This window comes from Azospirillum brasilense (genome assembly GCF_022023855.1).
In the GTDB taxonomy this organism is placed as follows: Bacteria; Pseudomonadota; Alphaproteobacteria; order Azospirillales; family Azospirillaceae; genus Azospirillum; species Azospirillum brasilense_F.
Genome location: NZ_CP059449.1, coordinates 705,020 through 717,559, shown reverse-complemented (window position 1 = coordinate 717,559; position 12,540 = coordinate 705,020). Strand labels below are relative to the sequence as shown.

Annotated in this window: 9 protein-coding genes; 3 read left to right on the top strand and 6 right to left on the bottom strand. The window is 70.0% G+C overall.

All coding sequences use genetic code 11. From position 1 onward, the window contains the following. Positions 1–146: 146 nt before the first annotated feature. Positions 147–998: a LytTR family DNA-binding domain-containing protein gene (locus tag H1Q64_RS03415; RefSeq protein ID WP_237904382.1), complete on the bottom strand. Its 852-nt coding sequence runs from the start codon at positions 996–998 to the stop codon at positions 147–149. Between the two features lie 186 nt (positions 999–1,184). On the opposite strand from H1Q64_RS03415, the gene H1Q64_RS03410 reads away from it, so the two are divergent. Beyond that, the gene (locus H1Q64_RS03410; protein WP_237904381.1) at positions 1,185–1,586 is read left to right on the top strand and encodes a DUF2141 domain-containing protein; all 402 of its coding nucleotides are present in this window, start codon (positions 1,185–1,187) and stop codon (positions 1,584–1,586) included. 42 nt (positions 1,587–1,628) lie between these two features. Here the strand turns inward: H1Q64_RS03410 and H1Q64_RS03405 are convergent, their stop codons facing one another. From H1Q64_RS03405 to H1Q64_RS03385, 5 genes are all read right to left on the bottom strand, one after another. After that, positions 1,629–2,726, bottom strand: a complete 1,098-nt coding sequence (locus tag H1Q64_RS03405; protein ID WP_237904380.1) for a hypothetical protein — start codon at positions 2,724–2,726, stop codon at positions 1,629–1,631. A gap of 235 nt (positions 2,727–2,961) precedes the next feature. Continuing rightward, positions 2,962–3,195 (bottom strand): DUF1150 family protein, encoded by a 234-nt coding sequence (locus tag H1Q64_RS03400; protein WP_237904379.1) that lies wholly within the window; start codon positions 3,193–3,195, stop codon positions 2,962–2,964. 73 nt (positions 3,196–3,268) lie between these two features. Further along, a complete protein-coding gene (locus H1Q64_RS03395) occupies positions 3,269–3,748 on the bottom strand; it encodes an Hsp20 family protein (protein ID WP_014239222.1) in 480 nt (159 codons plus the stop codon). Between the two features lie 188 nt (positions 3,749–3,936). Beyond that, the gene (locus H1Q64_RS03390; RefSeq protein WP_237904378.1) at positions 3,937–4,362 is read right to left on the bottom strand and encodes a GtrA family protein; all 426 of its coding nucleotides are present in this window, start codon (positions 4,360–4,362) and stop codon (positions 3,937–3,939) included. Further along, complete coding sequence (locus H1Q64_RS03385) at positions 4,359–5,459, bottom strand: glycosyltransferase family 2 protein (protein WP_237904377.1); 1,101 nt, start codon at positions 5,457–5,459, stop codon at positions 4,359–4,361. The genes H1Q64_RS03390 and H1Q64_RS03385 overlap by 4 nt, the downstream gene beginning before the upstream one ends. 576 nt (positions 5,460–6,035) lie before the next feature. Between H1Q64_RS03385 and H1Q64_RS03380 the strand changes: the two genes are divergently transcribed. Beyond that, complete coding sequence (locus H1Q64_RS03380) at positions 6,036–8,648, top strand: hybrid sensor histidine kinase/response regulator (RefSeq protein WP_237904376.1); 2,613 nt, start codon at positions 6,036–6,038, stop codon at positions 8,646–8,648. Positions 8,649–8,707: 59 nt separating this feature from the next. Next, positions 8,708–12,520: a response regulator gene (locus H1Q64_RS03375; protein WP_237904375.1), complete on the top strand. Its 3,813-nt coding sequence runs from the start codon at positions 8,708–8,710 to the stop codon at positions 12,518–12,520. Positions 12,521–12,540: the final 20 nt, after the last annotated feature.

Below are 12,540 nucleotides of genomic sequence, written 5' to 3'. Positions count from 1 at the left end.
TAGGGTGTCGGCACTTTGAATGACCTAACAAGAATTCAACGGTAATGACCGCCCAATAGTGATAGAGAAAGAACCCGTTATTGCGTGGGGTGTCCGCGTCTGTTCGGGTTTTCACAGGGTCTTCGTGTGTGTTGAGGGGGCGCTGGTTACGGCCCCGTCTTCTCCGTCCAGCCCGCCTCGCGGACCGCCGCCGCGTAACTGCGGCTGACCGGCACGCGACGGCCGTTGCGCAGGACCAGCACCAGCTTGCCGTCCGGCTTGCGCTCCACCCCGGCGACGGCCGCGGCGGCGACCCAGTGGGAGCGGTGGACCTGCATCCCCTCAAGCCCGGCCAGCTCCGCGATGGCGTCGCGCAGCCGCATCAGGATCAGGTCGCTGCCCTCCGCCGTGTGGACGCGGACGTAATGGTCCTCCATCTCCAGCGCCAGAAGGTCCTGGCCGAGCCGCGCGGGCAGGCGGGCGAGGAAGGTGGGCTCCGGCCGCTCCGCCGGGGATGCCGGCGCGTTGTCCGGGACGGGCGGGGATGGCGGCGGCGTGGGGCCGGCGAGAAGCCCGCGGTCGCGCAACTCCAGCCAGACCGGAATGGCGGACACCAGCAGAGTGACGAGGACGACGTAGACGAACAGCTCCGCCAACCCCAGCGGGCGCAAAAAATCCATCCCGCGCAACGTCCTTTCAAGCAGCGCCACGGTCAGCGTCATCAGCGCCGCCACCGCCAGGACCACCCCGGCCAGCATGGCGCGCCACGCTCCCGCCCGCTCCCTCAGCCGATGGCCGGCGGCCAGGGTCAGAAGCTCGAAGGCGAGACCGCCCAGCCCGATCAGCCCGCACCAGTAAGCCAGCCGCTGCGCCAGCGTCAGATCCGCGAAGGTGCCGAACGGACCCAGCAGGGTCAGCACCAGCGCGGCGGCCAGCAGCACGGGCAGGCGCCGGCCCAGCAGCCGGCGGTGGTAGGGCGTGCGGGGCTGCCCCGCCGCGGGAGCCTCCGTTTCACGCATCGTGAAACGCCGTTTCCCGCGTTTCGCGAAGCCGCATCCCGCCGGTCCCGCAGCGGCGGTGGCCCGCCGACCGCTCCTTCAGCCATGGAAGGGACCGGGTTGGAAAGGCGACGGTTCCCCCACGGCGAAGGAAAGGGACAGGAAATGGGAGGCGCATGTCGGGTCGGATTGGGGTTGGTCGGCGCGATGACGCTGACCCTCGCCGCGGCGGGAGTCTGCGCGGGGGAGCTTCGCGCAACCATCGGCAACGTCAAGCCCCAACAGGGCAAACTGTGGGTCGCGCTGTATGACGGCGCCGATGCCTACAAAGCGGAGCGGCGTTTCGCCGGGCAAATCCTGGAGGCGTCGGGGACGGAGGTGACGGTGGTTTTCGCCAAGCTGCCGGCGGGGCGCTACGGAGTCGCTGTGTTTCAGGATCGGAACGGCGACTCGGTGCTCACCACAAACCTGCTGGGTATGCCGGGCGAGCCCTACGGCTTCAGCGGCGGGGCGACGGGCAGCGTCTTCGGCCCGCCGGCCTTCGACGCCTTCGCCCTGGCGGTGCCGGACGGGGGGACGGTGACCGCCAGGGTGCCCCTGACTGAGTGAACCGCCGTTCCGGGCAACCGGAGCCGTGCCGTGGAAGGCTCCTCACGCGCTGGCGGAGCGGGCGGACTGTTCCAGCGACTTGATGTGGGACAGGCCGGGCAGGATTTCCGACTTCACGAACTCCATGCGCCGGTTCGGGCCGCCGCCGCCGCGGGCGAAGCGGGCTTTCCACAGGTCCATCTTCACCGCCAGACCGCAGAGCACGCCGCCGATGGTGACGTGATGGGAGGCGATCAGCTCGCGGATGGAATGGAAGGTCTCGGCGTTGATGTCGCGCCAGAAGTCCTTGGACCGGTTGTCGAAGCTCTCGAACCGCCCGGTGATCGAGGTCGAGATGTCGGTCAGGTCGCGGCTGATCTCGTCGAGCATGCGCATCTGCCGGGCGTCGCGTTTGACCTCGGTGGAGCTGCGGATTTCGGCCATCCAGGAAAGGAAACGCTGGATCTCCGGGACGATGTCGTCCAGGCATTTCTTGAAATAGGCCAGCGACAGGAAGATGTCACCGTACTCCTCAAGGAACTGCGGGATCTCTCCAAGCTCGATGTCCAGCCGGTCGGCCATCATGCGCAGATTGCGCAGCGCCTCGTCCCGGTTGGGGTTGGAGAACATGCCGATGATGTCCTTCACGTCCTGGACCTGCATGTCCTCGGACCCGTAGACATACTCGACCAGCGGGCGCGTGAAGACGCGCATGTAGTTGGTCAGCTCCTCCTTCTTGCGGTCGGACAGGGTCAGCGACTCGATGCTGTTGACATCGATGTTCATCCGCCGCAGCTCGATGCGGGAGGTGTAGACGTCGAAGCTGGAGGCGGCGGCGATCTTCTCGATCTTGACGAGGTCGCGCTCCACCTCCTCCTTGTAGGATTCGAAATAGGCGGTGAGGTGGCGGGGCGAGACCTGCCCGCTGCCGGTCTGGACGTCGTGGAACATCTCGACGACGGTCTGCAACCGCACGTTCTTGATCAGCCGGGCGTGCTGAAGACCCGGCGTTTCCAGCGGGATGGCCGACAGCGGCATGATGTGCAGCGCGTCGCGGGCCTCGTCCTCCCACTGCTTGCGCCGGCCTCCACCCTGGGGACGTGCCGACTTGTCCCCCGCAACCTCGGCCACAGCCTCGCTGGTGTCTGCCCCGTCGCTCAATGCCATCTCCCCGCAAGCCGGCGCCCATCCGCCCGCTTGGCCACTTTCGCGGTCCCCCACAAGGATAGCGGGTTGAGGGGGGCAGGCAAGGGTTGAAGGGGGCGTCCCGGAGCAATGTCATAGCACCGGACGTACAGAAACGAAAAGGGCCGGTCCGCGGTGGACCGGCCCTTTCGCAACCTCAGGGGAGGTTTCAGCGAAACCTCCGGTCGTCATCAGCGGGACGCCCCGGGCGTCAATGGACGCTCAGCGGCTCCATGTCGTTCTGGCGGACGGTGGCGAAGGCCACGTCGCGCTCGGCCAACACCGTCAGCGGCGTGCCGTCGGCGGCGTGGACGGAGAAGGCCGGGGCGTCGTCGACGGTCACCGGCCGGACATAGGCCACATGGTCCAGCCCGAAGGTGGCGAAGTCCTGGGGTGACAGTTGGCGCAGGAAGGCAGTGGCCTTGTCGGTGTCGAAGCTGTTCATGACGCAGTCCTTTGGACGAATCGGTCGATGAGGTGTGGGCGGCGGGCAGTCGCGCTTGTGGCGCCGAAACCGGTCAGGCGTCGCCGCGGTCGGGGGCGACGTCGATGGTCTGCGGTCCGGCGGTGCCGCTGGCGGCCTGGGCGGGCTGCTCGATCTTGATGGTGCGGACCTTCGGTTCCGGCAGGGGCCGCTTGAGGTCGATGTTGAGCAGGCCGTTGTCGAGCGAGGCGCCGACCACCTCGATCCCCTCCGCCAGAACGAAGCTGCGCTGGAACTGCCGGGCGGCGATGCCGCGGTGCAGGTAGATGCGCGAGCGGTCGTCGGTCTGGCGGCCGCGGATGACGAGTTGGTTGTCCTCGATCTGGACCGACAGGTCCTCGGAGGTGAAGCCGGCCACGGCCAGCGTGATGCGCAGGCCCTCGTCCCCGATCTGTTCGATGTTGTAGGGCGGATAGCCTTCCGCGGAATTCTTGGCGATGCGGTCCAGCGTGCGCTCGAACTGGTCGAAGCCCAGGAGCAGCGGACTGTTGAAGAGCGAAAGACGTGTCGTCACGGCGCATCCTCCTCGAGAGGCGAGCGAGTTGCACATTGGGCCCGTTTCCGGCGCCCGGCTGGCTGGCGGCCCGAAAGGGGAGGATCGGCGCCGCTCCGTCATAGATTGGGGTAGGCCGCCCGGCGGTCAAGGTTCGCCGTTGCGGCAAAGCGCTCGCGCCCTCCGGCAGGGCAACCGGTGGCTTGAAGTCAGACGAGGGGATTGGCGGCCGGTGCTGTGAAGACGAAGCGCCGGCTGGACCAGTAGTTCCAGGCGAAGGTGACGGCGGTCGCCGCGATCTTGGCGACCAGCGGCGGAACGGCGGGGACCAGCAGACCGACCACCAGCGTGGACAGCGCCAGCCCGACGAGGTTGAAGGCGAGGAACAGCGGCAGGCGGCGGGCCATGGGCGCCGCCTCGCGGTGCAGGCGGAAGGTCCAGCTGCGGTTCAGCAGGAAGCTGCACAGCACCCCGGCGCCGTAGCCCACGGCGTTGGCGGCCAGAACGGGCGCGCCGGCCAGCGACGCCAGCGCCAGGAACAGCGCGAAATCCACCCCGGTGTTCAGCAGGCCGACCAGGGCGAAGCGGATGGCCGTCCAGGGAACGGCCCGTCTCCGGCCTTCCGTGCCGCTCAACTGTTGGCCTCGCTCTTGGCCTCGATGCGGGAGAAGGCTCCGGCGGCCGCCGCGATGCCGGTTCCCAGATGCACCACGACGGGGTCCGGCATGGCCTGGCCACCGGCACCGGCCGCGGTCTGGGCGGCGACCTGGGCGGCTATGGCGTCCGGATGGCGGGCGATGCGGTCCACCACGAACAGCGGCCGCTGCTTCGTCTCCATGTAGAGCCGTCCCAGATACTCGCCCAGGACGCCCAGGATCAGCAGCTGGGTGCTGCCCAGCACCAGCGAGACGACCATCACGCTGGTCCAGCCGGGAACCGTTGCGTGCTGCGACCAGCTCACCAGCGCGTAGCCCAGCGCCAGCAGCGCGCACAGCGCGAAGAAGAAGCCGACGTAGGAGGCGGCGCGCAGCGGCTTGATGGAGAAGCTGGTGATGGCGTCCACCGCGAAGCGGATCATCTTGCCCAACGGATACTTGGTCTCGCCGACGGCGCGGGCCTGCCGGTCGTAGGGCAGCGGCTCCTGCTTCAGCCCGATCCAGCTCACCATGCCGCGGATGAAGCGGTGCTGCTCCGGCATGGCGTTCAGCACCTCCAGGGCGCGGCGGCTCATCAGGCGGAAGTCGCCGGTGTCCTTGGGGATCTCGATGTCGACCAGCCGGTCGAGCAGGCGGTAGAACAGCGCCGCCGTGCCCTTCTTGAACCACGTCTCGCCGTCGCGGGCCATGCGGGTGCCGTAGACCACGTCGGCCCCGGCGTCCATGCGGGCCATCATGGTGGTGAGCAGCTCCGGCGGGTCCTGCAGGTCGGCGTCGATGATCAGGATGCGCTCGCCACGGCAGACGTGGAGGCCGGCGGTCAGGGCGAGCTGGTGGCCATGGTTGCGCGACAGCCGGACCCCCGTCACCGCCGGATCGTCGCGCACCAGAGTGGCGATGCGGCTCCAGGTGCCGTCGCGCGATCCGTCATCCACCAGGATCAGCTCATAGCCCTCCCCAACCTCGGCGCGGCAGGCCGCGGTCACCCGGCGGTGCAATTCGCCGATCCCCTCGGCTTCGTTGTAGCAGGGAACCACCACGGACAACCGCGGGGTCCCGGCAACGGCGTGATGCATAAACCTTCTCCCGTCACCGCCTCCGGTCCGCGTCCCCCCGGCCCGATGGCCGTCCTGCCGATGCTTTCCATGGCGGGAATCCCAAGGGAGGACCCCTTCGGGCGAGAGCGCGGTCTTCGGGCGACACCGGCGCGGTACCGCCGGCATCCCGCTTCGCCAACGGGATTGAAGGCCCTTTTGCCCCGCCGGAATTCGGTACTAACCCGGTCATACGGCCGCCGGGCCGGACCGCCAGGCAGAAATCCCCGGAACGTCACAGGCCTATGGCATTTGCGACGATTGCCGGTGTGGAGGGGGTGCCCCGAAGGGCGTGGTGCGGTGCGGAAAGCGGGACCTTTCCCGCTCCGCCGTGCCGCCGCTCCGCTACCCCATATGGTGATCCCCGGCGGGTTGCCTCTGTTGGGCTACCCAGGATGGACGACCACCTCCAGTGCGGCACGTCCTTTGCGTGGCTGTAGCCGACAGGCGGACCGAAACGGAGCGGCATCCGCCCGTATGCCAGGAATGCGTCGCACGATGCGAATCCGTCTCTCGCCGCACAGGCAAAATGCGAAACGGGACCGCCAGGGGGTTGTGATGACCATGCTTTCCAGTGAACTGCTGCTCGGGCTGGCGCAGAACATCGGGCTGTTCGCGGTCGTGGCGGTCGTCTTCCTGCAGATCCGCAGCCGTGCCGCCGGCTGGCCGGCGCCGCTGGCCAATGCCCTCCTGGGCCTGATGTTCGGCGGGGTGGCGGTGCTGGGCATGGCCGATCCGGTGCGGGTGGCGCCCGGCCTGTTCATCGACGCGCGCAACGTGATGGTCGGGCTGGCCGGTCCGTTCGGCGGCGCTCTGGCCGGGGCGGCGGCGGCGGCGGTGTCGGGAGCCTTCCGCCTCTGGCTGGGCGGTCCGGGCGCGGTGGCGGGGGTGACCTCGCTGGTCGGGGCGGGGCTGATCGGCATGCTGGTGGGGGCGGCGGCGCGGCGGTCCGGGCGGTTCGGCAATCGGCATCTGATCGCGCTGGCCCTGCTGGTGACGGTGATGGCGCCCTTCGGCTTCCTCCTGCTGCCCTCCGACATGGCGCGCCGTCTGGTCGACACCGCGCTGGTTCCGCTGAGCCTCGGCAACTTTCTCGGCACGCTGGCGCTGGGCACCTTCCTGCGCAAGGAGCAGGAGCGCTGCGATCTCCAGATCGCCCTCACCGAAAGCCAGCGCCGATTCACCGCGACGGTGGCGAACCTGCCGGGCGGTGTGTACCAGCGGGTGCTGACGGTGGACGGCCGGTTGCGCTTCCCCTACTGCAGCCCCGGCTTCTTCCAGGTGATGGGGCTGCCGGCGACCGAGCGGGTGACGCTGGAGTCGCTGAACCGCATCCTCCACCCCGAAGACCGCCCGCGGCTGCTGGCCTCGATCCACGCTTCCGCCGAGACGCTGCAGCCCTGGCGGCTGGAATACCGGATCATCTGGCCGAACGGCGACATCCGCTGGATCAGCGTCTCCAGCCGCGCGGCGCGGCGCGACAACGGCGACATCGTGTGGGACGGCATCGTCACCGACGTCACCGAGACCAAGCGCAACGAGCAGGCGCTGATCCAGGCCCGCCTGGAGGCCGAGGCGGCCAGCCGCGCCAAGGCCGAGTTCCTGGCGACCATGAGCCACGAGATGCGCACCCCGCTGAACGGCATCCTGGGCTTTGCCCGCCTGCTGCTGGACGAGGATCTGACGCCCCGGCAGCGCCGCCACGCCCGCCTGGTGCACGACGCCGGGCGGTCGCTTCTGACGGTGATCGAGGATGTGCTGGACTTCTCGCGCATCGAGGCGGGGCGGCTGGTGCTGAACGACACCTCCTTCGCCGTCCGCGACCTGATCGCCAATTGCGCGGCGGTGCTGCGTCTGGAGGCCGAGGCGAAGGGGCTGACGCTGCACGCCGCCGTGGCTCCGGACGTGCCGGACTGGCTGCGCGGCGATCCCGACCGGTTGCGGCAGGTGGTGTTGAACCTGCTGGCCAACGCTGTGAAGTTCACCGAGCATGGCGACGTCGGCCTGACCGTCGTGAAGATCGCCGACACCCCCGCCGGTCCGCATCTGACGATCAGCGTCGCCGACACCGGAATCGGCATCCCGTCCGACCGGCAGGGCCAGCTCTTCCAGCGCTTCAGCCAGATCGACCGGTCGCGCGGGGGCACCGGTCTCGGCCTCGCCATCAGCCGGCGGCTCGTGGAGATGATGGGCGGGACGGTCGGGGTGCAGAGCCAGGCGGGGGTCGGCTCGACCTTCTGGTTGTCGCTGGTCCTGCCCGAAGCCGATCCGCCCGCCGGGAGCGGCGCCCCTTGCGCGGCGGAACTGCTGGTCCACCGCCGTCCGGCCCGCATCCTGCTGGCCGAGGATCTGGCGATGAACCGGGAGCTGATCACGGCCATGCTGCAGGGGGCGGGCCACCGCGTGGACGCCGTCGCCAACGGGCAGCAGGCGGTGGAGGCGGTGCAGCGCGGCGCCTACGATCTCGTGCTGATGGACGTGCACATGCCGGAATTGGACGGTCATTCCGCCACACGGGCGATCCGCGGCCTGCCGCCGCCGGTTGGGATCATCCCGATCCTGGCGATGAGCGCCAGCGCGCTGCCCGACGAGGTTCGGCGCTGCCACGACGCCGGCATGAACGGTCACATCGCCAAGCCGGTGGACCGCGCCACCATGCTGGACGCGATCGACGTCGCCTTGGGCTGGGCCGTCCAGGGCGGCCGGGCCGCCGAAGCAACCGACGGCGCCGCGGAAGGGGGCGCCATGGCCGAGGCCTTCACGGCGGTGGAGCCGATCCCGCTCCGTCAGCCGCTCGACCGCGCGATGCTGGCCCGGCTGTCCGACGAGCTGGGAGACGAGGCGTGCGCCCGTATGGCCGCCGCCTTCCTCGACGAGCTGCCCCAACGGATGGGACGCCTGCGCATGGGCGGTGAATCCGGCTGCGCGCTGGCGGAAGCGCAGGCCCTGATCGCCCCGTCGGCCAATCTGGGGCTGGTCCGTCTGGCGTCCGCCTGCCGCGCGCTCAGCGCCGCCCTGCGCTCCGGCCGCCGGCACGAGGCGGAGGGGCTGGCCGGCGGCGTTCTGGATGCCGCGGAGGAAGGAGCGGAGGCGTTGCGCGACACGCTGTCCCGCGGCCGGGAGGGCAGCCGTTTCAAGTCTCTTGCGAAGGATATCGTCCGGACGCCATAATTCCCATGTGCGGCACCTTTCTCTCCTCCGGCGTGCGCCGGATCTGGCGGACACCGGCGATGGACGAAGCTTTTCTGACGGCGGAGGGACACGCCGCGGCCCCCCGCACGCGGCTGCGGACGCTGTTGACGACCATCGTCGGGGTGATCGCCCTGTTCGGAGTCGGCCTGTGGGGGGCCGCCACCTGGGCCGACCGCGACGAGGCGGTGAGCCACGCCCGTGACCGGACACTGAACGCCGCCCGCCTGCTGCACGAGCATGTGCGCCGCACCGTCGCCACCAGCGATCTCATTCTGCAGCGCGTCGACGACCGGCTCCGCGTGCGGGAGGTGGAGGCGGTCGGGCGCGACCTGCCGCTGTGGCAGGAACTGCGCGCGATGTCCGACGCCATGCCGGAGGTCAGTTCCATCTGGATTTTCGACGCCGCCGGAAACGGGCTGCTGACCACGCGCCAGTATCCGTCGCCGCCAATGAACAACGCGGACCGCGCCTTCTTCCAGGCTCACCGGAACGGCGAGACCTTCCACATCGGCGGGATGATCCGGGGGCGGCTGTCCGGCCGGCCGACCTTCACCATCAGCCGCCGCATCGGGACGGTGGAGAATTTCCAGGGCGTCGCCAACATCGCCCTGGACCTCGATTATTTCCGTTCCTTCTTCGACGGGCTGAACATCGGACGCGGGGGCGCCGTCGCCGTGTACCGCGAGGACGGGACTCTGCTGTTCAGCCTGTCGGGCCAGGACACCGCCGCATCGCTGTCCGCGGCGCCCCCCGACATGCCTCCGGTGACCCGACCGATGGACGAGGCGCCGCGGGCCATCGGCGGCACGATCTTCAGCCAGTCTCCGGTGGACGGATCGGAGCGGATCGTTGCCAACCTGCGGGTTCAGGATCTGCCGCTGATCGTGCAGGTCGGCGTGTCGCGGGACGAGGCGCTGACGCCCTGGCGCGAGCGCACGATCCATGGCGGCCTGCTGGTCCTGCTGGCGGTGGCCGCCTGCGCGGCGCTGGCGCTGGCGGCGGCGCGCAGCCTGTCGCGCGAGGAGGTGGGGCGCCGCCGGCTGGCCGAGACGAACGCCGACCTGGATGCCACCGCCCGCAGCCTGGAGCTGGCCAACCGCGCCTTCGCCGGGGCCAACCGCCGGCTGAACCTGATCCTGCAATCCGCGTCGGAAGGGATCTGCGGCGTGGACCGCGACGAGCGGATCACCTTCGCCAACCCCGCCGCCTGCGCGCTGACCGGCTACAGCAACGAGGAGATGCTGGGCCGCAGCCTGCATGTGCTGCTTCACCACACCCGCGCCGACGGCACGCCGGCGCCGACCATCGACTGCCCGGTCTTCGAGGTGCTGCGCACCGGCGAGGCGCGGGGCGGCTCGGAGGACATCTACTGGCGCAAGGACGGCACCAGCTTCCCGGTGGAGTTCGCGGCTTCCCCCATGCTGGAGGACGGCCGGGTGGAGGGCGCGGTGGTCGTCTTCCACGAGATCGCCGAGCGCAAGCGGGCCGAGGAGGCGCTCCGCCAGGCCAAATCCGTGGCCGAGGCGGCCAGCCGCGCCAAGAGCGAATTCCTGGCCAACATGAGCCATGAGATCCGCACGCCGATGAACGCCATCCTGGGGCTGGTCCACCTGCTCCAGCAGACCGACCTGTCGACGCGCCAGCGCGACTACGCCCAGAAGATCCGCGTGTCGGCCCAGTCGCTGCTCGGCATCCTGAACGACATCCTGGACTTTTCCAAGGTGGAGGCCGGCAAGCTGGAGCTGGAGCGGGTGGAGTTCCGCCTGGACGACCTGCTGCAGAACCTGGCGGTGATCGTCGGCGCGGCGGCGCAGGACAAGGACATCGAGGTTCTGTTCTCGGTCGGGCCGGAGGTTCCGCTCGACCTCGTCGGCGACCCCTTGCGCCTTCAGCAGGTGCTCATCAATCTCGCCGGCAACGCCATCAAGTTCACCGAGGCGGGGGAGGTGGTGGTGTCCGTCCGCGCCGTCGAGGTGGCGGAGGAGCGGGCGGTCCTGACCTTCTCCATCCGCGACACTGGAATCGGCATCGACGCGGAGCAGAAGGAACGGCTGTTCCAGGCCTTCAGCCAGGCCGACAGCTCCACCACCCGGCGTTACGGCGGCACCGGCCTCGGGCTGGCCATCTGCACGCGGCTGGTCGCCCTGATGGGCGGCGCCATGGATGTGACGAGCGAGCCGGGCCGGGGCAGCGATTTCCATTTCACCGCCGTTTTCGGGAATCCCGTCTTCGGGCAGGCCGCTTTCGGGAATGCCGGGCGGGTGGGAGAGCGTCCGTCGCGGTTCTCCGCCGTGCCGCGCGGCCTCTCGGTGCTGGTGGTGGACGACAATCATACGGCGCGCGAAGTGCTGGCCGAACTGGTCGTCTCCTTCGGCTGGCGGGCCTCGCTCTGCGCGTCCGGGCCTGAGGCGATCGCGGAGCTGGAGCGCGCGACCGCCGCCGGGCAGCCCTACGACATCGTGCTGATGGACTGGAAGATGCCGGGGATGGACGGGCTGGAAACCTCCCGCCGCATCCGCGAGGACGGGCTGGTGAAGGCGCCGGTCATCATCGTGGTCTCCGCCTTCGGCCGCGAGCGGATGGGGGATGCGGGAGCGCCGGACCTGGGCCTGAGCGGCGCGCTGGTGAAGCCGGTCACCGCCTCCTCCCTGCTCGATGCGGTGATCGACGCCTTTGGGCGAGGTGCGGAGGGCGAGGCGCTGGAGACGATCCCGCTGCACCCCTGCGCGCCGGTCCCCGCCGGCCTTCACCGCCCGCCGCAACGGCGCCCGCTGTTCGGGCAGCGCCTGCTGCTGGTGGAGGACAACAGCATCAGCCAGGAGGTGGCCCGCGAGATCCTGGAGCGCGCCGGTGCCCGCGTGACCCTGGCCGGCAACGGGCGCGAGGCGGTCGCCCGGGTCGAGGAGGCGAATCCGCCCTTCGATCTCGTCCTGATGGACGTGCAGATGCCGGAGATGGACGGATTCGAGGCGACGCGCCGGCTGCGCGCCCGACCCGCCGGGCAGGGGCTGCCGATCATCGCCATGACCGCCAGCGCCCTGCCGTCCGACCGCCAGCGTTGCCTGGACGGCGGCATGGACGACCACATCGCCAAGCCGATCGACGTGGAGCAGCTGTTTTCCGTGGTGACGCGCTGGCTCGGCCAGCCGTCGGCGACGCCCGGCATGCCGCTTCTGCCCAAGGCCGTGCCGTCCCACGCCCGTGGAGCGCTTCCTGCCGACCTGCCGGGCATCGACGTGAAGGACGCGCTGCACCGCCTCGACGGCGACGTCGGGCTGTTCCGCAAATTCGTCACCGACTTCGCCCGGACCTACGACGGCGCGGCGGACGGCATCGCCTCGGCGCTGGCCGCCGGTGACCTGCCGCGGGCCAAGGCGCTGGGGCATGAGCTGAAGAGCCTGGCGGGCAACATCGGCGCGCGGACTTTGTCCGCCGCCGCGGACGCGGTGCAGGTCGCCGCCTTCCGCGGGGACGGGGCGGCGGCGGCGGCGCAGCTGCCGGTTCTACGCGCGGAGCTGGAGGCGGTGCTGGACTCCGCCGCCCGGCTCGCCGCTGCCCGGTTGGGCGTTGCGCTGGGACACGCCCCCGGCCTCCCGCCGGACGGCGGCTGTCCGGCGATGGACATCGCGACGCTGGAGCCCATGCTGGAGCGTTTCGCCCGGCTGCTGCGCGACAGCAACTTCGCCGCCGCGGAGGAGTTCGCTGTTCTGGCCCCGCCGCTGGCCGACTGGATCGACCCGGCGGCCATGAAGGCGCTCTCGTCGGCGGTCGACGGCCTCGATTTTACAAAAGCTCAAGGAATCTTGCGCAGGATCACCCAGGACCTCGGTCTGAGCCTTCCGGCCGACTGACCCGCTTCACACCAGGAACC